Here is a 21,167-nt window from a genome sequence, read left to right on the forward strand (position 1 = left end):
CGCTCACCCGGGCAACGGCGTACGACCACCGAACCGCGTGCGACGGCACGCCGGTCTGGGAGGCTTTTTCGTGAACGACCAGCATGACGACAGGCACCGTGGCGGAGAGCCGCAGTGGCCGACCGGGGAAGACCCGGACGGCGGCGCGCAGCCCCCACGCCACGGCGCAGGGGATCAGCCGGAGCGTCCGAGCACACCGCCGGGCGGATTCGCGAGCCGACCGGGCGGTCCCCGTCAGGGCACCCCGCCCGGCGGGTTCGCCCGCCCGCCGGCCGGCGGTCCGCCACCGGGTCGCCCGCCCATGGGCACGCCCCCCGGCGGCATCCCCCAGGGCGGCATCCCCCAGGGCGGCGGACCCCAGGGCGGCCCGCCGCAGGGGCCCGGCACGCCCCCCGGCGGAGTACCCCAGGGCGGTCGGCGCAGGGCACCCGAGCCGGGTCCCGGCGGTGTCCCGCGCGGCGGGCCCAACGGTCCCGGCGCACCCAACGGCCCCGGTGCACCCCGACCGGGCGGCCCCGGCGTGCCGAGCGCGGCCAACGCCGACCCGAACGCGACGCGACAGGTCCCCCGCGGCCCGGCGCGTCCCCCCACGCCTCCCGGCGGCATGCGCCGGCCCGGCCCGAACGGCCCCGTGCCGCCCGGACGTCCGCCCGCGGGCGGCCCCGGCGGTCCGCCGCGCCGTCCGGGCGAGGAGCCGACCGACCTGCTGCCCCCGGTGCACCAGACCGTGGCGCGCGAGCCGGAGCTGCTGACCCACCGCGAGGACGAGGTCGAGCTGGAGCCGTTCTACGACGACGAGTACGACGACGAGCCGACCCCGGAGGAGGCCAAGGTCTTGCGCCGGAAGAAGATCTGGCGCCGGGTGCGCCGCATCACCTACGTCGGCCTGTTCCTGATGATCCTCGGGCCGATCGTCGCGTTCGCCATCGCCTACCAGCTGGTCGACGTGCCCAACCCGGAGCAGGTCGCGTTCGACCAGAACAAGGCCATCACGATCCTCTACTCCGACGGCTCGGAGATGACCAAGATCGCGCCCTCCGGGGCGAACCGGACCCTGGTCAAGTACGAGGACCTGCCCGACCAGCTCAAGCACGCGGTGTTCGCGGCCGAGGACCCGACGTTCGAGACGAACCCGGGCTTCGACTTCACCGCCATCGGGCGCGCGGTCTGGTACCAGGTGACCGGCCGCAACAGCGGTGGCTCCGGCCTGACCCAGCAGTACGTGAAGCAGGCGACCGAGGACGACCAGGGCACGCTGAGCCGGAAGTTCACCGAGTTCGTCAAGGCGTACAAGATGTCCGAGCAGCAGGACAAGAACGACATCCTGACCGCCTACCTGAACACGATCTACCTGGGCCGTTCCGCGTACGGGGTGAAGGAGGCCGCCAAGGTCTACTTCAACCGCAACGACCTCAAGGAGCTGACCCCGTCCGAGGCGGCGCTGCTCGCGGGCATGATCCAGAACCCCAGCCGGTCCGAGGAACCCGCGTACGTCAAGGAGCGCTGGGAGTACGTGATGGACCAGCTGGTGACGCACAAGTGGATGGACAAGAGCGTCCGGGACCAGGAGAAGCAGCCCGAGCTGCGCCCGCTGGCCGAGTCGCAGCCCGCGGGCCTGGACGGGCCCCGGCTGTTCATCCGGATGCAGGTCGAGGCCGAGATGGCCAAGAACAAGTGGCCGGTCGAGCGGGCCCAGAAGTCCGGCGCGATCGTCTACACCACGATCGACCCGACGTTGCAGACCGCGGCCGAGAAGACCGTCGCCGAGAAGCTCGACGGCGAGGACCCGGACCTGCGGGCCTCGATGTCGGCCATCGACCCGGCGACCGGCGCGGTGCGCGCCTACATGGGCGGTGACGGCAACGGCATCGACTACCAGAAGGGCACCCTCCAGGAGCCCGGGTCGTCGTTCAAGCCGTTCGACTTCGTCGCCGCGCTCCAGAAGGGCGAGGGAGCGGGCAAGCTCTACGACGGCAGCTCGCCCCGGACGTTCCCCGGCCGCGGCGACAACCGCCCGGTCCGCAACTCGCCCGGCGTGGCCTGCGTGGTGCCCAAGCAGTGCAGCGTGCGCGAGGCGATGGTCAAGTCGGTCAACACGGTGTTCTTCGACATGGCCCTCCAGGTGGGCACCGGCAAGGTCGCCGAGGCCGCGCACCAGGCGGGCATCCCGCGCGAGATCACCTGGGACGGCCAGCAGCGCAAGCTCCTGGTCGGCGAGGACGGCGGCACCCCGGACGGCAACATCTCCATCGGTGGTGGCCAGACCCTGGTCCGGCCGTTCGACATGACCTCGGCCTACGCGACGTTCGCCGCGCGCGGCGTCTACCACGAGCCGTTCTTCATCAGCAAGATCACCAACGCGGCCGGCGACATCATCCACCAGCACGTCGACGTCACCAGCCCGGCGTTCGACCCGGACGCGACCAAGAGCCAGGACATCGCGGACAACGTCACCGACGTGCTGAAGGAGATCCCGACCAAGTCCAACATCGGGTGCGCCGACAAGCGCGACTGCGCGGGCAAGACCGGCACGCACGAACTCGCCGACACCTCGCAGAACGCGAAGGCGTGGATGGTGGGCTACACCCCGACGCTGTCGGTCGGCGTGTGGCTGGGCACCGACATGGGCAACAAGGCGCTGGTCTACAAGGGCGGCAAGGACATCTACGGTTCCGGCATCCCCGGCCAGATCTGGCAGCAGTTCATGGACCAGGCGATGAACGGCCAGCCGGCGGACCGCTTCCCCAAGCCCAAGGCGATCGGCGAACTCGAAGCGCCGAAGATCACCACGACCACCACGACGACCCCGCCCAAGGAAGACGAGCCGACCACGACGACGACTCCGCCGAAGCAGACGACGGAGCCGACCACCACGACGTCCACCACGAGGTCGTGCCGACCCGGGCTGTGCCCGCCCACGTCGACCACGTCCGACCCGCTCAACCCGAACAACCCCAACCCGATCGGGAACGGGGGCGCGGGCGAGGCGGAGAGCCCACCGGCCATCCGGCGGACCGAGTAGTCGACCGGGCGGTCGACCGCGAGAACGGCGGGGCGCGCATCGCGTGCCCCGCCGTTCTCGTCCGCGCGGTCGCCCGCCGGACCGACCGGGTCCTTTTCCGGGGAGGTGCGGTCCGGATTCCTCCCGGAGCGGCCTTCTTCACCACAACCGTGGACGCCTGCCCGTAGCATCCGGCACGTGTCCAGCCCTTCACAGCACACACCGGCGAGCGCCGACGACACCGATTCGCTCGGCCCGGACGAGCGGGTGTACCCCACGTGGACCGAACCGGTGGCGAAGGCCGCTTCCAGACCGTTCGGCGGCCCGATCGGCCGGCACGCCTCGGTGGGCCGGCAGTGGTTCTGGACGCCGCTGCGCGTGGTGCTGCTGCTGGCCGTGGTGACGCTGTCGTTCGCGTGGGTCGCGAAGTCGCCGTGCGTGCAGCAGTACACCGACCAGAACGGCGTCGCGCAGCTGGACTGGCGGGGCAGCAAGCAGTTCACCGCGATGTGCTACTCGGACACCGTGCCGCTCTACACCGCGGAGCGGCTCGACCAGCCGGGGATGTTCCCCTACAAGACGTCCTGGGTGGACGACGAGGGCAAGCCCACCGCGCACGTCCGGTACATGGAGTACCCGGTGCTGACCGGCGTGTTCCAGTGGGTGAACGCGAAGATGGCGCAGGGCTGGACGGTCATCGCGCAGGCCGGCTGGCTGCCGAACCCGATGACGGTGATCGTGTACTTCAACTTCACCGCGCTGTGGCTGGCGCTGGCGTGGCTGGTGACCGCGTGGGCGGTGGCCCGGCTGGCCCGCCGGCGGGTGTGGGACGCGGCGATCGTCGCGGTGTCGCCGCTGGTCGTGGTGCACGCGTTCACCAACTTCGACACGCTCGCGACGGCGTTCGCGACGGCGGGCATGCTGGCCTGGGCGCGCAAGCGGCCGGTGCTGGCCGGTGTGCTGCTCGGCCTGGGCGGCGCGGCGAAGCTGTACCCGCTGTTCCTGCTCGGACCGCTCCTGCTGCTGTGCTGGCGCACCGGGAAGATGAGGTACGGGCTGTCCACGCTGGCCGCCACGCTGGCCACGTGGGCGGCGGTCAACGCGCCGATCGCCTACCTCTACCCGGCGGGCTGGCGGGAGTTCTTCCGGCTCAACACCGAGCGCGGCGTGGACCCGGACTCGCTGTACAACGTGGTCGCGCAGTGGACGAGCTGGCCGGGCTTCGACCCGGGCCTGGCGCAGGGCCAGGCGCCCGAGGTGCTCAACACGGTCAGCGCGGTGCTGTTCCTGGTGTGCTGCCTGGGGATCGGGTACGTGACGCTGTCCGCGCCGACCAGACCGCGCCTGGCGCAGCTCGGCTTCCTGGTGGTGGCCGCGTTCCTGCTGACGAACAAGGTGTGGAGCCCGCAGTACTCGCTGTGGCTGGTACCGCTGGCCGTGCTGGCGCTGCCGCGCTGGAAGCTGCTGCTGGCGTGGATGGCGGTGGACGCGCTGGTCTGGGCCCCCCGGATGTACTTCTACCTGGGCACCGACAACAAGGGCCTGCCGATCGACTGGTTCCTGGGCGCGGTGGTGATCCGCGACGTGGCGGTGGTCGCGCTAGGCGTGATCATCCTCAAGGAGATCTACCAGCCGGCCAGGGACCTGGTGCGCCGGTCGGGCGACGACGACCCGTGCGGCGGCTTCCTGGACGGCGCACCGGACCAGCGCGTGCTGCGGATCGGCCGCCGGGCGCAGGCCGTCCCCGCGGCCTAGCGGTCCCTGAGGCGGCGGACCAGTTTCAGGCCGGACCACACCTCGTCCACGGCGCACACCTTCACGTCGACCAGGCCGTGGGCGAGGGCGTGTTCGCGCACGCCGTTCTCGGCCAGGTCGGTCGGGACGCCGGACGACTTCTTCGGCCACGCCACCCACAGCGCGCCGGCCACCGTCATCCGGGCCACCGCCGCGTCCCACTGACGGGCCAGCGCGGCGACATCCGGGCAGAACACCAACTGCACGTCGTACGGCCCGCGCCCGGCGCGGCGGTGGAACGGGCAGTCCAGGGTGAAGCCGGCGGGTGCGGCGACCAGCAGGGTGCGGGACCCGGGTCCGACGCCCAGCTTCACGTGCAGCGGCTTGCCGGAGTACCCGGTGGTCATCCGGGCTTGCGGGCGATCAGGTACGCCTGCCGGGTCTTCTCGTGGGGCGGCTCGGGCTCGCGGACGACCGTCGTGCGCAGCGCGAACCCGGCGTCGGCCAGCTGCGCCGCGATCCGCTCCGGCGGCAGCCGGTAGGCGACGAGGTCGACCTGGTGGCCGTACCCCTCGGTGATGTGCCGGGGCTCGTCGCCCGCCTGGAACGCCAGCAGCAGGTGCCCGCCCGGCTCCAGCACCCGGAAGAACCCGGCGAACACCTCGGGGTGCAGCTCCGGCGGCACGTGGATCACCGAGTACCAGGCCACCACGCCGCCCAGCGACGCGTCCGGCAGGTCCAGCTCCGTCATCGAGCCGACCTCGAACCGCAGGCCCCGGTGCCGGTCGCGGGCCACCTCGACCATGCCCGGCGACAGGTCGACGCCGAACACGTCCAGCCCGAGCGACGCCAGGTGGGCGCTGATCCGGCCCGGCCCGCAGCCGACGTCGGCGACCTGGCCCGCCACGTACTCGGCGAACATCCCGAGCACGGCCCGGTCCGCCGCGTTGGCCGCCAAGTGGTCCCTCAGGAGTTCTTCGTAGGACACCGCGACCGTGTCGTAGGCCGTGCGGGTGGCGTCCAGGAAGTCGGTCAAGGCTTCGTCCTCGCCTTCGTCACCGCGAGGAACCGGTCCAGCGGCCGGTCGCGGAAGCTCACCTGGGATTTCAGGAACACGAAGAACAGCGCGACCAGCAGCCCGGCCCGGCCCCACACGCCGATCACCACGGCCTGCGCGGCGAACCCGTCGTAGATGCCCGACGCCTGGCCGAACTCGATCGCGTAGTACCAGCGGAAGATGCCGATGCCCATCGCGATGTCGGCCGCGAAGTAGGCGAACGCCCAGGCCAGCGGGATGCGCAGCAGCACGAACATCGGCACCAGCCACAGCGTGTACTGCGGCGAGTGGACCTTGTGCAGCAGCAGGAACCCGCACAGCATGGCCGCCGACACCGGCACCCACGGGTAGACGCCCTCGCGCTGGAACCGCCGCCAGCCGATCCAGCACGCCAGCGCGAACGACGCCAGGATGCCCAGCGGCGAGAGCACGCCGACGATCGCCTGCATGGTCTCGTCCGGCATGAACGGCCGCATCGACCAGAACCAGATCGAGTTCGTGGTGATGTCGACCCGGCGCAGCTGCTGGAACGTGAACGACGCCTGCCAGCCCTCGAACCCGAACACCGCGAACGGCAGGTTCACCAGCACGACCGTGGCCACCGACGCGAACGCGACCTTCACCGCGCCCGGCCAGTCCAGCTTGCGCCCCTCGGCCAGGCCCTCGCGCCCGCCGGTCAGCACGTACAGGCACAGCGGCAGCACGAACGCCGCCGGGTAGATCTTGAACGCGAACCCGAGCCCGAGCAGCACCGACGCGACCACCGCGCGGTCCACCAACGGCCGCGGTGTGCGTCCCCAGCCCCGGTGCACGACGAACACCGCCGCGACCGCGCAGAACACCACCGGCAGGTCCCAGTTGTGGAACGCGTAGAGCACCATCGGCGGGCCTATCGCCCACAGCAGCGCGCGCCAGCGGCTCAGCTTGCCCAGCAGCCACGCCGTGGCCAGCCCGAACGGGGCCATCAGCAGCGCGGAGAACAGCAGGAACGTGGCGTCGTTGTGCGCGAAGATCGCGCCCGCCCAGATCAGCAGGCCGGTCAGCACCGGGTACTCGACCGTGCCGCCGACCAGCACGCCGTTGTCGGTGATGCTGCCGTCGACGTACGGGAACACGTGCCGGTCGACGTCGCGGCCGATCCACAGGTGCTGGATGTCGGAGTAGCAGACGTCTTCTTTGTTGCGCTTCTCGTAGTCCGGCTGGGTGCGGCCCCACTGGTCGAACGAGGGCCCCGTGCAGCGGTCCTTGTTCGCGAAGCCCGCGAGCAGCGTCAGCCCGCACAGGAGGACCAGCACGGCCAGCGCGGACCGGCCGAACCGGTGCGACCGCCGCCCGGACGCCCGTTCGGGCACCGCGGCCACCTCCCGTGTCACGCTCATCGGTCCAGGTGCTCGCGGAGGAACGCGATGTCCTCCGCCTGCCCCTCGTCCGGTGTCTCGACCAGTGCGGGCGCGTCGGCCGCGGCGACCACCGCGACCAACTGCTCCGGGTCGATCGTGCCCGACGCGATGTTGGCGTGCCGGTCGCGCGCCGAGCCGAACTCGTCGCGCGAGCTGTTGAGGTGCACCAGGTCGATCCGGCCGGTGATGGCCTTCACCCGGTCGACGATGCCGACCAGGTCCTCGCCGGAGGCGAACGCGTGGCAGGTGTCCAGGCAGAACCCGGCGTCGAACTCGCCCACCGCGTCCCACAGCCGCGCCAGCATGTCGAAGGTGCGGGCCATGGCGTTGTCGCCGCCCGCGGTGTTCTCGATCAGGATCGGGACCGCGAAGCCGCCGTCCTGCGCCTGGCGCTCGAACATCTTGCGCCAGTTCGCGATGCCGTCGGCCGGGTCCTCCCCCTTGGTGACGTGGCCGCCGTGCACGATCAGGCCCTTCGCGCCGACCTTGGCCGCGCCGTCGGCGTGCTGGAGGACCATCTTGCGGGACGGGATGCGGATCCGGTTGTTCAGCGACGCGACGTTCACCAGGTAGGGCGCGTGGATGAAGACGTCCAGGTCGGAGGCCAGCAGCGCCTCGGTCTGGGGGTGCGGCGCCGGCGCCTTCCACCCCTGGGGGTCGGCGAGGAAGAACTGGACGACTTCGGCGTCGCGGGCAGCCGCGGCGCCCACTGGGTCGTCGTCGCGGACGTGAGCCCCGATGCGCATGACTGTGCAGAGTAGTCGGGCGCTGCAACGACCCGGTCGCGACCGCCGATACGAAAATTGTCAGATCGGGACATGACTCACGTCACCACGAGGCCCTACGCTCGTTACTTGTAAGTAGGAAACGGCGCGGAGGCAGGCCAGGGAGGCTGGACATGCGGACCCGACTCACCCGGCTGTCGGTGGCGGTGGCCGTGGTGTTCGCGGTCGGTGCGGTCGGCGCGGGCACGGCCCAGGCGGCCGAACCCGTGGTCGTCGGCAGTTGTGCCACCACCGTCCAGGGAGCACCGGGCACGCCCGTGTCGCTGAGCACCGGCGCGGTGGTCCAGCCGGTGTTCGACCTGGTCAGGGCGATTCCGCTGCTCGGACCACCGCTCGCCGAGCCGTTCAAGAAGGCGTTCGGCGCGATGCCGCCCATCCCGATCGGCGCGATCCCCACCGGGTCCGGCGTGATCACCGGCGGCGACATCGCGAACAAGGTCGTGGCCGAGTTGGGCAAGATCCCGCTGCTCGGCCCGGTGCTGACCACCTTGACCACCGGCGTGCGGACCACGTTGACCCAGCTCTGCGGAGTGACGGTGACCGGCGTGAACGCCGTCGCCGCGCCCGTGCAGGACGGCACCAAGGGCATCGCGGACGCCTCCCAGGAGGCGGTCGGCCAGTTGCCCGGCGGGGTCGGCGCCAAGCCCACGCCCAAGCCAGGCACCCCGCCCGGCACCGGTCAGCCCGGCACCCCGCCGGGCGGCACGCCGGGCACCGGGCAGCCGGGCAGCGGCCAACCTGGGTTCACGCCGGTCGGCGGCGTCGGCGGGCTGGACCTGCCGCTCTACGGGTCGAACCCGTTCGGCGGGAACTTCGGCCGGGTGCCGCTGTTCAGCTACGGCTCGCTGCCGTTCGCGATGCCCGGCCAGTTCACCCCGTCGCCGGGGGTCCGCTACGGCGGCAACATCCCCGGCTACCGGCCCGGTTTCGGGCTGCCCGGCGCGGACGCGGACGGCGTGCAGACCGCCGGGCGCGCCCAGGCGCTGCCGGGCACCGGCCGGATGGGCGGCGGCGTCGCGGCGCCCGTGCTGCTGGCGGTGCTCCTGCTCTCCTGCGTGACCGGTGCCCTCGTGCGCACCTGGGTGCTCCGCCGGGCGACCGCCTGACCCGGCGGGGACCAGCGGAAACCGGCCCCCGGCGGCAGCGCCCCGGGCACCGGTTGCTACCCTCTGCGGGTTGCTGACGCGACGACCCTCCTGCCACGGAAAGTCCGTGGCCGCCGAGTCCACAGGAGGTGAGTGGTCTTCATGCGTCATTACGAAGTGATGGTCATCCTCGACCCCAGTCTCGACGAGCGCACGATCGCGCCGTCCCTTGACACGTTCCTCAACGTCATCCGCACCACGGGCGGGAACGTCGAGAAGGTCGAGGTGTGGGGCAAGCGCCGGTTGAGCTTCGAGATCAACAAGAACTCCGAGGGCATCTACGCGGTGCTCGACCTGATCTCGTCCCCGGACGCGGTGAAGGAGCTGGACCGCCAGCTCGGACTCCAGGAAACGGTGCTCCGGACCAAGGTCCTGCGTCGCGAGCCGGCCAAGGCGCCGCGGCAGAAGCCCGTCAAGGCCGCGCCCGTCAAGGCTTAGGAGCACTGGCGAACATGGCTGGCGAGACGACGATCACGGTGGTCGGGAACCTGACCGCCGATCCCGAACTGCGCTTCACCCAGTCCGGCGCGGCGGTGGCGAGCTTCACGGTCGCCTCCACCCCGCGCACCTTCGACAAGGCGTCGGGGGAGTGGAAGGACGGGGAAGCCCTGTTCCTGCGGTGCAACGTGTGGCGGCAGGTCGCGGAGAACGTGGCCGAGTCCCTCACCCGGGGTTCTCGCGTGCTCGTGACCGGGCGCCTGCGCCAGCGTTCCTTCGAGACGAAGGAAGGCGAGAAGCGCACCGTCATCGAGCTTGAGGTCGACGAGATCGGCCCCTCGCTGCGGTACGCGACCGCGAAGGTCAACAAGGTGAGCCGTGGAGACGGCGGTGGCGGCGGCTTCGGCGGCGGCGGCGGTCAGTCTCGCGGCGGTGGCGGCGGCGGTGCCCCGGCCGACGACCCGTGGGGCTCCGCGCCCCCGGCGGGTTCCGGCGGCGGTTTCTCCGACGAGCCCCCCTTCTAGACCGCACCCCATACCTCACCGCGTCATACCAGGAGTAACCACATGGCCAAGCCGCCTGTGCGCAAGCCCAAGAAGAAGGTCTGCGCGTTCTGCAAGGACCGCAACGCGCACGCCATCGACTACAAGGACACCACCCTGCTCCGGAAGTACATCTCGGACCGGGGCAAGATCCGCGCCCGCCGGGTGACCGGCAACTGCTCGCAGCACCAGCGCGACGTCGCGGTCGCCGTCAAGAACGCCCGCGAGATGGCGCTGCTGCCCTACACCTCGACCGCCCGCTGAGAAAGGGGAGACACCGTGAAGCTCATCCTCACCGCTGACGTCAGCGGCCTCGGTGGCCCCGGCGACATCGTCGAGGTCAAGGACGGCTACGGCCGCAACTACCTGCTGCCCCGCGGCCTGGCGATCATCGCCACCAAGGGCGCGGCCAAGCAGGTCGAGGTCATCCGCCGTGCGCAGGAGACCCGCCGGGTCCGCGACCTGGACCACGCCAAGGAGATCAAGACCTCCCTGGAGGGCCTGGGCTCGGTGACCCTCAAGGCGAAGGCCGCCGTCGGCTCGAAGAAGCTGTTCGGCTCCGTCACCTCGTCCGACATCGTGTCGGCGGTCCGCACCGCGGGCGGCCCGACGCTGGACAAGCGGACGATCGACATCGCCGGCCACATCAAGACCCTGGGCAAGCACACCGTGTCGGTGCGCCTGCACCCCGAGGTCACGGTGGCGCTGGCCGTCGAGGTCGCCGCCACGAGCTGAGCCCCGCGCTCGTTTCGTCGCCGAAAGGGCCGTTCGGCCGGATACTCCGGTCGGGCGGCCCTTTCGCACGTCCGGCTGTGGACAACTCGATGTGACGGGTAGGCCGCGACACGCCGTGCGAGCGGTTACACGCGACACGCCGAGGGTGTGACGAAGCACTTTTCCACACACTTATCCACAGGGATTGACCTGCGAAAACTTCTGTCACAGCCGGAGTTGTACCCAGGTTGTCCACAGCTTTCCAGGGCGTTGTGGCCAACCCGGCGAAACCATCCCCAGGCTGTCCACGGGCTTGTCCACAGGCGCGTTTGCCTGGTCCATCCGGGGGGCTCTAGCGTCCGCGAGGTCGCTGAGCGTGCCTCGCCGAAATTGTCGTACCCGCGAGGTAGAACTTGGGGTCACGAACAGATTGGGGTGAGTTCGCGGTGGCGCTGGTGGACGACCGGGGCATGACCGAGCCCGGTTTCGAACGGCAGCCGCCCCAGGACCTCGCCGCGGAGCAGTCGGTGCTCGGCGGGATGCTGCTGAGCAAGGACGCCATCGCCGACGTGGTCGAGGTGCTCGCCCCGAACGACTTCTACCGGCCCGCGCACCAGGCCGTGTACGACTGCGTGCTCGACCTCTACGGGCGCGGCGAGCCGGCCGACCCGATCACCGTGTCGGCGGAGCTGGAGCGCCGGGGCGAGTTGCTGCGGGTGGGCGGCGCGCCGTACCTGCACACCCTGATCGCGACCGTGCCGACCGCCGCGAACGCGTCCTACTACGCGGAGATCGTGGCCGAGAAGGCCGTGCTGCGGCGGCTGGTCGAGGCGGGCACCCGGATCGTCCAGCTCGGCTACAACGGGGCCGAGGGCGCGGACGTGGACGAGGTGGTGGACCGCGCGCAGGCCGCCATCTACGAGGTGACCGAGCGGCGCACCACCGAGGACTACGTGGTGCTGGAGGAACTGCTCCAGCCGACCATGGACGAGATCGACGCCATCGCCTCGCGCGGCGGGTCGTCGCTGGGCATCCCGACCGGCTTCGCCGACCTGGACGAGCTGACCAACGGCCTGCACCCCGGTCAGATGATCATCGTCGCGGCCCGTCCCGGTGTCGGCAAGTCGACGCTGGGCCTGGACTTCGCCCGGTCGTGCTCGGTCAAGCACGGCCTGACCAGCGCCATCTTCTCGCTGGAGATGAGCAAGACCGAGATCGTCATGCGCATGCTCTCCGCCGAGGCGAAGATCCGCCTGGGCGACATGCGCGGTGGCCGGATGAGCGACGACGACTGGACCAGGCTGGCCCGCCGGATGAGCGAGATCAGCGAGGCGCCGCTGTTCGTGGACGACTCGCCGAACCTGACCATGATGGAGATCCGGGCGAAGGCCAGGCGGCTCAAGCAGCGGCACGACCTGCGCCTGGTGATCGTCGACTACCTCCAGCTGATGTCCTCGGGCAAGCGCAGCGAGTCGCGCCAGCAGGAGGTCTCGGAGTTCTCCCGGAACCTGAAGCTGATCGCGAAGGAGCTGGAGGTCCCGGTGATCGCGATCAGCCAGCTGAACCGAGGCCCGGAGCAGCGCACCGACAAGCGCCCGCAGCTGTCCGACCTGCGCGAGTCCGGCTCGCTGGAGCAGGACGCCGACATGGTGATCCTGATCAACCGCCCGGACGCCTGGGAGCGCGACGACCCCCGCGCCGGCGAAGCCGACCTGATCATCGCCAAGCACCGCGCCGGCCCCACCGCCACCATCACCGTGGCCCACCAGCTGCACTACAGCCGCTTCGCCGACCTCGCCCAGTCCTGAGCCGGGGCCCTTCGGGATCTCGCCGCTGATGTCGTCGGGAGTCCTGCCGACGGTGCCGAACGCGTTGGTGCGGTCGGCTGTGCTGCACTTGTCGTGGCAGCGGTATCGGCGGGTCGATCTGACCCGTCCGTTTTAGGTTCTCGGCGGCTTCGGCGGATCCTCCGTGATCTTGGCAGCCGATTCAGTCGGCGGGACCACCAGATCCGAGGGGAACTCGGCTCTGCGCCCAGGTGGTCCGGGTGATCTCGTACTCGACCTCACCTTGCTCGGCGCCCGGCACTGGGTCGTCGTCGTGTCCGGCGGAGAGGAACGCTCGGACGAACGAGAGCCCGGCGGCGGTCATGGTGGCCCGTGACGCGGTGTTGACGGCCAGGGTCTGCGCGAAGATGCGGTTGAGCCCGAGGTCGGCAAAGCCGTAGCGGATGAGTTCACGGGCCCCCTCGGTGGCATATCCGTGGCGCCACCGGCGGCGCAGCAGCCGGTAGCCGAGATCCGCCTCGCCGGCGACTTCGGGCTGATCCGGCCCATGCGGCGGCCGCAGCAACCACCAGCCGACGAACCCGTCCTCGGCAAAGCCGACCCAGAACCCGAGGCCGGCCGCCTCGCGCGAAGCTGCACGCCGGCGGCGATGCGAGCGCTCGACCTCGGCGCGCGAGGCGGCTCGGCCGGTGAGATAGCGCATCACCTCGGGGTCGGAGTCCAGCTCGATTTCCCACCCGAGGTGCTCGTCGGCCAGCGGCACGAGAGTGAGCCGCCGGGTGTGCAACGTGGGTTGGGCCATGCGCTGATCTTCGCAGCGAGAGCAATTCGATTTGCCTGCGGCAACGTCTCACCCGAGATGCGCTCGGCCGTGAGACGACCCAGGGAACCTTCGATCACGATGGTTGCGCAGACGATCGGAACCGATCCCGCGGCTTCGCCCAGCGGGAAACGTCAGGCCGGTGGCTTTGCCTCGTCAGCCGGGTTGGAAGAACGCGAGCAACCGCCGGGCGGCGTCCGGCGACATCAGCAGCTCCTGCACCTTCGCCGACATCCGGGCGGCGGCACCGGTGCGTTCGAACATCTCGCTCTCGTACTCCCGCACGGCGGCGGCCGGGTCGTCCGGGTGCGCGGCCAGCGCGAGGCCGAGCAGGGCGCCGTCGAGCAGCGCCATGTTCGCGCCCTCCCCCACCGGCGGCATCAGGTGCGCGGCGTCGCCGAGCAGCGTGACGCTCGGCGACGACGGCCAGGTCAGGCCGATCGGGAGGGTGGTGGGCGAGCGCGGCTGGACGGTGTCGTCGCAGGCCTCGATCAACGCGGTGAACCGCGCGTCCCAGCCGGCGTACAGCTCGACCAGCCGCGCCCGGGCGGCGGCCGGGTCGTCGAACGGGATCCCGCTGGTGGCGAACCAGTCCTCGGCGGTGTTGTAGAAGCTCAGGCCGATGCGCACGCGGCCGTCGCCGTTGCGCTGCGCGGCCAGGGACTGCCCGGTGCCGAACACCCAGAAGTTGCCGCGCCCGACCATCGCCGCGAGGTCGGGGTGGGTGCGGTCGATGTCGGGGATGCCGATCTCCACGACGTTCTGGCCGAGGTGCGCCGGGCGGGCGTCGGTGAGCAGCGCGCGGACCCGCGAGCCCGCGCCGTCGGCCCCGACCAGCAGGTCGTACGGCGCGCTGCCGCCGCCCGCGAACCGCAGCACGCCGTCCTCGGCGGACTCGAACGCGTGCCCCCAGCGCACCGCGTGCCCGGGTAGGGAGTCCAGCAGCAGGGCGCGCAGGTCGGCGCGGTCGACCTCGGGCCGCAACAGCGGCGCGTCCTCGGGCGTGTCCTCCTGGAGCAGGAGGGTGCCGTCCGCTTCCAGGAGCCGCATGTCCTGGCCCTCGCCACGGGCGATCGCGTGGAAGCCGTCGATCAGGCCGGCCTCGCGCAGCGCCCGCTGCCCGGAGTGGATGTCGAGCATGCCGCCCTGGCCACGCGCGTCCCGCGACGGTTCACGTTCGTAGACGGTGGCCTCGACGCCGTTCACGTGCAGCACCCGGGCAAGGGCCAGGCCGCCCATGCCGGCTCCGACGATGGCGATTCTCATGATCCCCCTCGATTCACCGTATCAGTCAATACACCGTATCACCGACCAACACTGTATTGTTCCCGTCATGCTGGTGTGGGAGCGGCCGGAGCCGTCGGATCGACCGGTGCCGGCCCCGCTGAGCCGGGAGCGGATCGTCCGCACGGCGATCCGGCTCGCCGACGCGGAGGGCCTGGACGCGGTGTCGCTGCGCAAGGTCGCCGCCGCGCTGGACGTCGGGCCGATGCGGCTCTACGGCTACATCGCCACCAAGGAGGAGCTGCTCGACCTGATGGTCGACGCGGTCCACGCGGAGGTCCGGCCGGTCGGCGACGGGTGGCGCGAGGTGCTGCGGTCCCTGGCCGAGGCCACCCGACAGGCCGCCCACCGGCACGAATGGCTCGCCGACCTGCTCGGCGGGCGACCCCAGCTCGGCCCGAACCGGCTGGCCTGCGGGGAAGCCGTGCTGGCCGCGATGGACGGCGTCGACCTGGGCACCGTCGTGCCGGCGGTCGCCGCGGTCAACGCGTACGTGGTCGGCGCGGTACGCCGGGAGGTCGGCGAGCGGCGCGCCGAGCGGGCCTCCGGGATGGACGAGCAGCAGTGGCAGCGCAGCCACGGGCCCTACCTGGAACGGACCTTCGCCACCGGACGGTTCCCCGCGCTGGCCACGGTCGTCCGCGACGGCCCGCACCTGGACGCCGACGAGACCTTCCGGACCGGCCTCGAATTCCTCCTCGACGGCGTCGCGGCCCGCCTTCCGCGCTGACCGGCACCGGGCCGGTCAGGGGATGAGGACGAGCTTGCCGGGACCGTGCCCGGCGATGCCGACCTCGTGCGCCTTCGCGGCGTCGGCGAGCGGGAAGGTGGCGTCGACGACGACCCGCAGCGCACCGGACCCCGCGCGTTCGACCAGGTCGGCACGGGCGGCAGTGCGGATCTCGGTGCCCGCGTCCTGGCCGGGGCCGTAGCCGAGCAGCTTGATGCCGGCCTCGGCGCGTCGGGGCGACCCGACGATCGAGGCGATCCGGGCGCGGTCGGCCACCAGTTCCAGCGAGACGTCGAGCGCCTCGGCGGTCCCGGCGAAGTCGACCGCGGCGGTGACGCCTCCCGGCGCGACGGCGCGCACCCGGTCGGCGAGCCCGGGGCCGTAGACGACCGGGGTGGCACCGAGTTCGCGCAGCAGCGCGTGGTTGCGCTCGGAGGCGGTGGCGATCACCGCCGCGCCGGCGGCGGCGGCCAGTTGCACGCCCATCAGGCCGACCCCGCCGGCCCCGCCGTGGACCAGCACGACGTCACCGGCACCGACGCCGGCGGCGTGCAGCGCGTGGACGGCGGTGGTGCCGGTCAGCATCAACGACCCGGCCTCGGCCCACCCGAGCCCGGCGGGCTTGGCGAGGACCGAGGTCGCCGGGGCGGTGACGTAGTCGGCGTAGGCGGCCGTCACCGGGTACACGACGACCTCGTCCCCGACCCGCACCCCGGTCACCTCGGCACCGACCTCGGTGACCACGCCCGCGCACTCCAGGCCGAGCGCGGGCATCGAGGCGCTGATCCCGGCGGCGTCCTCGTGGTCCTCGGCCACGGTGTGGAAGGCCCCGCTGTAGAGCTTCCAGTCGATCGGGTTGACGCCTGCCGCCCGCACCTCGACCACGACGCCGTCGGGGGCCGCGCGGGGGATCTCCACCTCGGTCACGGCGAGCACGTCGGGGGTGCCGTAGGCGGTCGGGCGCACGATCTTGGGCATGGTCGGACTCCTGTCGTCGGTGGGGTGGCGGTCGGCACTGCCCGGCGAAGGCCGGCGCGACCGGTCGGGTGTCCTGTCGAGAGCGGCGCATCGGCTGCCGAGGACCCCTGAGAACGAGTATTGGACGACCCGGGCATGATTTCCAGTGCAACATCGGTAAGGAGTAATTGCGTCACACGCACGAATGGGGGACGGCCGTGGCAGAGGACCTGGATCTCAACCTGCTGCGCGTGTTCGACGCGCTGATGGACACCGGCAGCGTCACCGAGGCGGCGGCACGCCTGCACCTGTCGCCGCCGGCGACCAGCCGGGCGCTGGGCCGGCTGCGACGCGCGATGAACGACCCCATCCTGGTGCGGGCGGGTCGCGGCCTGGTGCCCACGCCCTTCGCGCTGCACTCCGCGAGCAAGGTCAAAGCGCTGCTCGAAGCGGCGGCCGGCCTGCGGGCCGACCCGGCGGAGGGCGACCCGCGTTCCTGGCGGCGCACCTTCGCCATCCGCCTCAACGACGCCCTCGTCCCGGTCCTCGCCGCTCGGCTGACCCGCCGGATCGCCGACGAGGCACCCGGTGTCCGCGTGCGGTTCGTCGGCCAGGACTCCGAGGAACCGGACCCGCTGCGCGACGGCTCGATCGACCTCGATGTCGGGGTCGCGGACCCGCCACCGCCCGACATCCACGCGTCGACGCTGTTCACCGACCACTTCGTCGCCGTCGTCGCCGCCGATTCGGAACTGGGCCGCGCCCGGCGGCTCACCCTGGACGACCTGTGCGACCACCCCCACGTCTCGGCCTCGCGGCGCGGCCTGAGCCGGGGTCCGCTCGACGACGCCCTGGGGCGGGTCGGCCGGTCCCGCCACGTCGCGGCGGTCGTCCCGTCCTACGCCGTGGGCGCGCTGATGGCTCTGGAGCAGGGCGTCATCTGCCTCGTGCCGAACGTGACGGCCACCCACCTGGTCGAGCGGGGCGTGCCGCTGCGCCGTCACGAAGTGCCCTTCGACCTGCCCACCGCCGACGTCGAACTGCGCTGGCACCGCCGCGTCGACGACGACCCGGCCGCGCGGTGGCTGCGCGGTCGGGTGCGCGACGCCGTCGCCCCGCTCACCGCCGCCGGCGCGTCCCGCCCGGCCCCGATCACGCCGGGCCGGTGACCGCCCAGGCCGCGTCGACCATCCGGAAGATCTCGTCCACGGCGGCGTCCGGGTCGGGTGCCTCGCGGGCCAGCGAGTAGGCGTCGATCACGAACCTGGCGATCGTCCGGCAGGCCGTGGTGCCCCGCACCAGGTCGGGAGCGGCGGCGATGGCCGTCGCCAGCGACTCCGCGTGGCGCAACCGCATCGACTCCTCGTACTCGCGCAGGTCGGGCGACCCGTCGATCATGCGCCGGACCGGGGCGGCCTCGGGGGCCGCGCAGTGCCGGACCAGGGCGTGCACCTCCGCGCGCAGGGCGGGGATGAGCGGCTCGCCCGGCGCGCGGTCGGTGACCGCCCGGGTGAGCCCCTGCTCGAAGCCCTCGTCCTGCTCGAACACCAGCGCCTCTTTCGCGGCGAAGTGGGAGAACAGCGTGGTCACGGCCACGTCGGCGGCGGCGGCCACGTCCCGGATGCCCACCGCGTCGTACCCGCGTTCGAGGAACAGGCGCAGGGCCGTGTCGGCGATCTTCCGGCGGGTCGCGGCCTTCTTGCGCTCACGGCGTCCGGGCGGCTCGGTCACCCGCTGATGCTATCAGGTTCAAGAACGTAACTGTTTCAAAACACTAACCGTTAGTGTTACGGTCGGCGACATGAAGAGAGTGAGCTTCGCCGAGTTCGGCGGTCCGGACGTCCTGCGGCTCGAAGACGCCGAGGAGCCCCACGCGGGCCCCGGCCAGGTGCGCATCGCCGTGCGGGCGGCGGGCGTGAACCCCGTCGACTGGCGGCTGCGCGAGGGCCAGGTCCTGGGCGCCCACCCGATCGAGCTGCCCGCCGGCGTCGGGCTGGACGCCGCCGGGGTGGTCGACGAGGTCGGCGAGGGCGTCGCCGGGGTCGAGGTCGGCGACCGCGTGTTCGGCGAGGGCACGGCCACCTACGCGGAGTTCTCCGTGCTGACGGCCTGGGCGCCGATGCCCGAGGGCCTCGACTTCGCCGAAGCGGCCGGGTACCCGTCGGTGGTGGAGACCGCGCTGCGCGTCATCCGCGAGGTCGGCGTGCGGCCCGGGCAGACGCTGCTGGTCAGCGGCGCGTCCGGGGGAGTCGGGTCGGCGGTGCTCCAGATCGCCTGGGAGCGCGGCATCACGGTGATCGGCACGGCCGGGCCGGGCAACCAGGACTACCTGCGCGGTCTGGGCGCCCTCGCCACGACCTACGGGGAGGGCTGGGTCGAGCGGGTCCGGCGGCTCGGCCGCGTCGACGCCGCGCTGGACCTGGCCGGGTCGGGCGTGATCGGCGAACTGGTCGAACTGACCGGGGACCCGGGCAAGGTGATCACCATCGCCGACCTCGGCGCGCCGGAGTTCGGCGTCCGGTTCTCCGGCGTGGCCGGCAGCGTGCCGGACGCGCTCGCCGAGGCCGCCGACCTCATCGCGCGGGGCAAGCTCCACATCCCGGTGGAGAAGTCGTACACCCTCGCCGAGGCCGCGGCGGCACACGTCGACAGCCACGCCGGCCACACGCGCGGCCGGCGCGTCGTGCTCGTCTGAGCCGCCCCGGCACGACCCGCGTGCCGGCGTGTGCTGCGATCACCCCATGACGGACTGGTCCCGGCTGACCCACGCCTACGGCACCGCCGAGGACGTCCCCCGGAGGCTGGACCGGCTCGCCGCCGAGCCCGACGAGGCGCAGTGGAACGAACTCTGGTCTGCGCTGTGCCACCAGGGCACGACGTTCCCGGCCAGTCTCGCGGCGCTCGCGCGGCTCGCGGACCTCGCCGAGGCCGCCGGCCCGGAGCAGGCCGGCCGGGCCGTCGCCCTCGCCGGCGCGATTCTCGCCGCCGGGGGCGACGCCGCCCACCGGGAGCACGCCGGGACCGCCGGCCGCCTGGCGGCCGTGACGAACCGCCTGCTGCCCACCGCCGACGGTTCCTACCCGTACCTGCTGGAGTGCCTGCTGACCTTCGAGGGCGTCGCCTACTGGAGCGACGCCCTCGCCGGGTTGGTCCGGGGCGAGGAGCACTGGACGGCGTGCCCGGCGTGCGGCACCGACCTCGTGATCACCCTCGCGGACGAGGCTCGCACCGAGTGCGTCGACGGGACGACGCCCGTGCTCCCGGCCGCGCGGCTCGCGGGCGTCGGCCGCAGGCTGCACGACCTGGTGTCCGCGCACGGCAGGCACGACGTGGCACGGGTGGTCGTGCACGTCTTCGGGCAGAGCACGTGCCCGGCGTGCGAGGTGGGGTTCGAGGTCGCCTCGACGCTGCCCGGCGGCCGTTGACCGACCCGCGCGCGGACGGTGTCCGAGCGGTGTCAGGGCGGTGTCAGGGCGGGCGGTGACGGTGGCGGTACCAACCCCACCACGTCGAGGATCACCGATGAATCAGACGGTTCCCGTCCCGCAGAGCCTCTCCACCGAACGCGACGCGGGCCCCTTCGACCCGCCGCGGCAGATCACCGCGCTGCGCGCGGCCGGCCCGGTCAGCCCGATGACCTTCCCGGACGGCCACCGGGGCTGGGTCGTCACCGGCCACGAGGAGGTCCGCCAGGTCCTGGCCGACACCCGGTTCAGCTCGCGCCAGGACCTCGACGTCCTGCACGTGCCGTACGAGACGCCCGGGATGCCCGCCGCCACCGAGCCGTCCCCGCAGGTGCCGGGCCTGTTCATCGCCATGGACCCGCCGGACCACACGCGGCTGCGGCGCAAGCTCACCGGCGCGTTCACCGTCAAGCGGATGAAGGCGCTGGAGGAGCACGTCGTCGACGTGGTCGAGCGGCAGCTCGACCACCTGGCGAGCCTCACCCCGCCGGTCGACCTGGTCGCGGAGTTCGCGCTGCCGGTGCCCTCGCTGGTGATCTGCGAACTGCTCGGCGTCCCCTACGCGGACCGGGCGGACTTCCAGGCGAACTCCGCCCAGTTCCTGGTCAAGGACCAGGCGTTGGAGGAGAAGATCGCCGCGTACGGGGCGCTGACCTCGTACCTGTCCGGACTGGTCACCCGCAAGCGCGCCGCCCCCGACGACGACATCCTGTCCGACCTGGCCCGCCAGGACGACCTCACCGTCGAGGAGTTGACCGGCATCGCCTTCCTGCTGCTGATCGCCGGCCACGAGACCACCGCGAACCTGCTGGCGCTGGGCACCTTCGCGCTCGCCGAGCACCCGGAGCAGCGCGCCGCGCTCGGCGCCGACCCGGACCTGCTGCCCGGTGCGGTCGAGGAACTCATGCGCTACCTGTCGGTCGTCGACGTCTTCTACCGCTACGCCACGCAGGACGTCGAACTCGGCGGCGAGACCATCCCGGCGGGGTCGACCGTCGTCGTCTCGGTGCTGGCCGCCAACCGCGACCCCCGGCGCTTCGAGAACCCCGACGTGCTCGACGTCCGCCGCAACGCCCGGGGTCACCTGTCCTTCGGCCACGGCGTCCACCAGTGCCTCGGCCAGCAGCTGGCCCGCATCGAGCTGCGCGCCGGGTTCGGGGCGCTGCTGCGCCGGTTCCCGACGCTCGAACTGGCCGTCCCCGCCGGCGAGGTGCGGCTCAAGACCGACATGAACATCTACGGCGTCCACGAGCTGCCGGTCACCTGGACCGCAACCGCCCCGTAGAGGCCGCTTGACCAGTGAGAACAC

At 72.1% G+C, this 21,167-nt stretch carries 21 protein-coding genes; 13 read left to right on the top strand and 8 right to left on the bottom strand.

Going from position 1 to position 21,167, the window contains the following annotated elements; translation table 11 throughout:
• The first annotated feature begins 301 nt into the window (after positions 1 to 301).
• Positions 302 to 3,022: a transglycosylase domain-containing protein gene (locus AC0HI0_RS34285; RefSeq protein ID WP_480927621.1), complete on the top strand. Its 2,721-nt coding sequence runs from the start codon at positions 302 to 304 to the stop codon at positions 3,020 to 3,022.
• A gap of 177 nt (positions 3,023 to 3,199) precedes the next feature.
• Positions 3,200 to 4,756 (top strand): glycosyltransferase family 87 protein, encoded by a 1,557-nt coding sequence (locus AC0HI0_RS34290; protein ID WP_480927622.1) that lies wholly within the window; start codon positions 3,200 to 3,202, stop codon positions 4,754 to 4,756.
• Here AC0HI0_RS34290 and AC0HI0_RS34295 read toward each other — a convergent pair.
• Genes AC0HI0_RS34295 through AC0HI0_RS34310 form a run of 4 tightly spaced genes read right to left on the bottom strand, consistent with a single transcriptional unit; the run spans position 4,753 to position 7,938 of the window.
• Positions 4,753 to 5,142 (bottom strand): DUF3052 domain-containing protein, encoded by a 390-nt coding sequence (locus AC0HI0_RS34295; RefSeq protein WP_480927623.1) that lies wholly within the window; start codon positions 5,140 to 5,142, stop codon positions 4,753 to 4,755. The genes AC0HI0_RS34290 and AC0HI0_RS34295 overlap by 4 nt on opposite strands.
• A complete protein-coding gene (locus tag AC0HI0_RS34300) occupies positions 5,139 to 5,771 on the bottom strand; it encodes a class I SAM-dependent DNA methyltransferase (protein WP_480927624.1) in 633 nt (210 codons plus the stop codon). Before AC0HI0_RS34300 ends, AC0HI0_RS34295 begins: the two co-directional genes overlap by 4 nt.
• Positions 5,768 to 7,171, bottom strand: coding sequence for a glycosyltransferase family 87 protein (locus AC0HI0_RS34305; protein ID WP_480927625.1), 1,404 nt, complete (start codon positions 7,169 to 7,171; stop codon positions 5,768 to 5,770). Before AC0HI0_RS34305 ends, AC0HI0_RS34300 begins: the two co-directional genes overlap by 4 nt.
• Positions 7,168 to 7,938: a deoxyribonuclease IV gene (locus AC0HI0_RS34310; protein WP_480927626.1), complete on the bottom strand. Its 771-nt coding sequence runs from the start codon at positions 7,936 to 7,938 to the stop codon at positions 7,168 to 7,170. The genes AC0HI0_RS34305 and AC0HI0_RS34310 overlap by 4 nt, the downstream gene beginning before the upstream one ends.
• Before the next feature lie 152 nt (positions 7,939 to 8,090).
• On the opposite strand from AC0HI0_RS34310, the gene AC0HI0_RS34315 reads away from it, so the two are divergent.
• The 6 genes from AC0HI0_RS34315 (at position 8,091) to dnaB (ending at position 12,624) form a co-directional block, all read left to right on the top strand.
• The gene (locus tag AC0HI0_RS34315; RefSeq protein WP_480927627.1) at positions 8,091 to 9,083 is read left to right on the top strand and encodes a hypothetical protein; all 993 of its coding nucleotides are present in this window, start codon (positions 8,091 to 8,093) and stop codon (positions 9,081 to 9,083) included.
• Positions 9,084 to 9,224: 141 nt separating this feature from the next.
• Positions 9,225 to 9,560 (top strand): 30S ribosomal protein S6, encoded by a 336-nt coding sequence (gene rpsF, locus AC0HI0_RS34320; protein ID WP_480927628.1) that lies wholly within the window; start codon positions 9,225 to 9,227, stop codon positions 9,558 to 9,560.
• A 14-nt stretch (positions 9,561 to 9,574) separates the two neighbouring features.
• Positions 9,575 to 10,084 (top strand): single-stranded DNA-binding protein, encoded by a 510-nt coding sequence (locus AC0HI0_RS34325; protein ID WP_480927629.1) that lies wholly within the window; start codon positions 9,575 to 9,577, stop codon positions 10,082 to 10,084.
• 42 nt (positions 10,085 to 10,126) lie between these two features.
• Positions 10,127 to 10,366 (top strand): 30S ribosomal protein S18, encoded by a 240-nt coding sequence (rpsR, locus tag AC0HI0_RS34330; protein ID WP_015105786.1) that lies wholly within the window; start codon positions 10,127 to 10,129, stop codon positions 10,364 to 10,366.
• 15 nt (positions 10,367 to 10,381) lie between these two features.
• Complete coding sequence (gene rplI, locus AC0HI0_RS34335; protein WP_480927630.1) at positions 10,382 to 10,837, top strand: 50S ribosomal protein L9; 456 nt, start codon at positions 10,382 to 10,384, stop codon at positions 10,835 to 10,837.
• 425 nt (positions 10,838 to 11,262) lie between these two features.
• A complete protein-coding gene (gene dnaB / locus AC0HI0_RS34340) occupies positions 11,263 to 12,624 on the top strand; it encodes a replicative DNA helicase (RefSeq protein WP_480927631.1) in 1,362 nt (453 codons plus the stop codon).
• Positions 12,625 to 12,805: 181 nt separating this feature from the next.
• Here the strand turns inward: dnaB and AC0HI0_RS34345 are convergent, their stop codons facing one another.
• Positions 12,806 to 13,405, bottom strand: a complete 600-nt coding sequence (locus AC0HI0_RS34345) for a GNAT family N-acetyltransferase (RefSeq protein WP_480927632.1) — start codon at positions 13,403 to 13,405, stop codon at positions 12,806 to 12,808.
• A 174-nt stretch (positions 13,406 to 13,579) separates the two neighbouring features.
• Positions 13,580 to 14,689, bottom strand: coding sequence for an FAD-dependent oxidoreductase (locus AC0HI0_RS34350; protein WP_480927633.1), 1,110 nt, complete (start codon positions 14,687 to 14,689; stop codon positions 13,580 to 13,582).
• A 67-nt stretch (positions 14,690 to 14,756) separates the two neighbouring features.
• Here AC0HI0_RS34350 and AC0HI0_RS34355 point away from each other — a divergent pair, with 67 nt between their 5' ends.
• Complete coding sequence (locus AC0HI0_RS34355; RefSeq protein ID WP_480927634.1) at positions 14,757 to 15,437, top strand: TetR/AcrR family transcriptional regulator; 681 nt, start codon at positions 14,757 to 14,759, stop codon at positions 15,435 to 15,437.
• 15 nt (positions 15,438 to 15,452) lie between these two features.
• On the opposite strand, the gene AC0HI0_RS34360 is transcribed toward AC0HI0_RS34355, so the two are convergent.
• A complete protein-coding gene (locus tag AC0HI0_RS34360; RefSeq protein ID WP_480927635.1) occupies positions 15,453 to 16,415 on the bottom strand; it encodes an NADP-dependent oxidoreductase in 963 nt (320 codons plus the stop codon).
• 197 nt (positions 16,416 to 16,612) lie between these two features.
• Here AC0HI0_RS34360 and AC0HI0_RS34365 point away from each other — a divergent pair, with 197 nt between their 5' ends.
• The gene (locus tag AC0HI0_RS34365; RefSeq protein WP_480927636.1) at positions 16,613 to 17,563 is read left to right on the top strand and encodes a LysR substrate-binding domain-containing protein; all 951 of its coding nucleotides are present in this window, start codon (positions 16,613 to 16,615) and stop codon (positions 17,561 to 17,563) included.
• On the opposite strand, the gene AC0HI0_RS34370 is transcribed toward AC0HI0_RS34365, so the two are convergent.
• Entirely contained in the window at positions 17,547 to 18,125 is a 579-nt protein-coding gene (locus AC0HI0_RS34370) for a TetR/AcrR family transcriptional regulator (protein ID WP_480927637.1), read from the bottom strand. The genes AC0HI0_RS34365 and AC0HI0_RS34370 overlap by 17 nt on opposite strands.
• A gap of 70 nt (positions 18,126 to 18,195) precedes the next feature.
• Between AC0HI0_RS34370 and AC0HI0_RS34375 the strand changes: the two genes are divergently transcribed.
• From AC0HI0_RS34375 to AC0HI0_RS34385, 3 genes are all read left to right on the top strand, one after another.
• On the top strand, positions 18,196 to 19,089 hold the full coding sequence (locus tag AC0HI0_RS34375; protein ID WP_480927638.1) for an NADP-dependent oxidoreductase: 894 nt from the start codon (positions 18,196 to 18,198) through the stop codon (positions 19,087 to 19,089).
• 46 nt (positions 19,090 to 19,135) lie between these two features.
• Positions 19,136 to 19,819 carry a hypothetical protein gene (locus tag AC0HI0_RS34380; protein ID WP_480927639.1) on the top strand — a complete coding sequence of 228 codons (684 nt, stop codon included), beginning with the start codon at positions 19,136 to 19,138 and terminating at the stop codon, positions 19,817 to 19,819.
• 97 nt (positions 19,820 to 19,916) lie between these two features.
• Positions 19,917 to 21,143 (top strand): cytochrome P450, encoded by a 1,227-nt coding sequence (locus AC0HI0_RS34385; protein ID WP_480927640.1) that lies wholly within the window; start codon positions 19,917 to 19,919, stop codon positions 21,141 to 21,143.
• The last annotated feature ends 24 nt before the right edge of the window (positions 21,144 to 21,167 follow it).

The organism is Saccharothrix sp. NBAS 001 (assembly GCF_056640475.1).

Coding starts and splice junctions, on each gene's coding strand:
- AC0HI0_RS34285 (WP_480927621.1), top strand. CDS start 302: ATGGGCACGCCCCCCGGCGGCATCCCCCAGGGCGGCATCCCCCAGGGC.
- AC0HI0_RS34295 (WP_480927623.1), bottom strand. CDS start 5,142: ATGACCACCGGGTACTCCGGCAAGCCGCTGCACGTGAAGCTGGGCGTC.
- AC0HI0_RS34305 (WP_480927625.1), bottom strand. CDS start 7,171: ATGAGCGTGACACGGGAGGTGGCCGCGGTGCCCGAACGGGCGTCCGGG.
- AC0HI0_RS34310 (WP_480927626.1), bottom strand. CDS start 7,938: ATGCGCATCGGGGCTCACGTCCGCGACGACGACCCAGTGGGCGCCGCG.
- AC0HI0_RS34315 (WP_480927627.1), top strand. CDS start 8,091: ATGCGGACCCGACTCACCCGGCTGTCGGTGGCGGTGGCCGTGGTGTTC.
- rpsF (WP_480927628.1), top strand. CDS start 9,225: ATGCGTCATTACGAAGTGATGGTCATCCTCGACCCCAGTCTCGACGAG.
- AC0HI0_RS34325 (WP_480927629.1), top strand. CDS start 9,575: ATGGCTGGCGAGACGACGATCACGGTGGTCGGGAACCTGACCGCCGAT.
- rpsR (WP_015105786.1), top strand. CDS start 10,127: ATGGCCAAGCCGCCTGTGCGCAAGCCCAAGAAGAAGGTCTGCGCGTTC.
- AC0HI0_RS34345 (WP_480927632.1), bottom strand. CDS start 13,405: ATGGCCCAACCCACGTTGCACACCCGGCGGCTCACTCTCGTGCCGCTG.
- AC0HI0_RS34350 (WP_480927633.1), bottom strand. CDS start 14,689: ATGAGAATCGCCATCGTCGGAGCCGGCATGGGCGGCCTGGCCCTTGCC.
- AC0HI0_RS34355 (WP_480927634.1), top strand. CDS start 14,757: ATGCTGGTGTGGGAGCGGCCGGAGCCGTCGGATCGACCGGTGCCGGCC.
- AC0HI0_RS34360 (WP_480927635.1), bottom strand. CDS start 16,415: ATGCCCAAGATCGTGCGCCCGACCGCCTACGGCACCCCCGACGTGCTC.
- AC0HI0_RS34375 (WP_480927638.1), top strand. CDS start 18,196: ATGAAGAGAGTGAGCTTCGCCGAGTTCGGCGGTCCGGACGTCCTGCGG.
- AC0HI0_RS34380 (WP_480927639.1), top strand. CDS start 19,136: ATGACGGACTGGTCCCGGCTGACCCACGCCTACGGCACCGCCGAGGAC.
- AC0HI0_RS34385 (WP_480927640.1), top strand. CDS start 19,917: ATGAATCAGACGGTTCCCGTCCCGCAGAGCCTCTCCACCGAACGCGAC.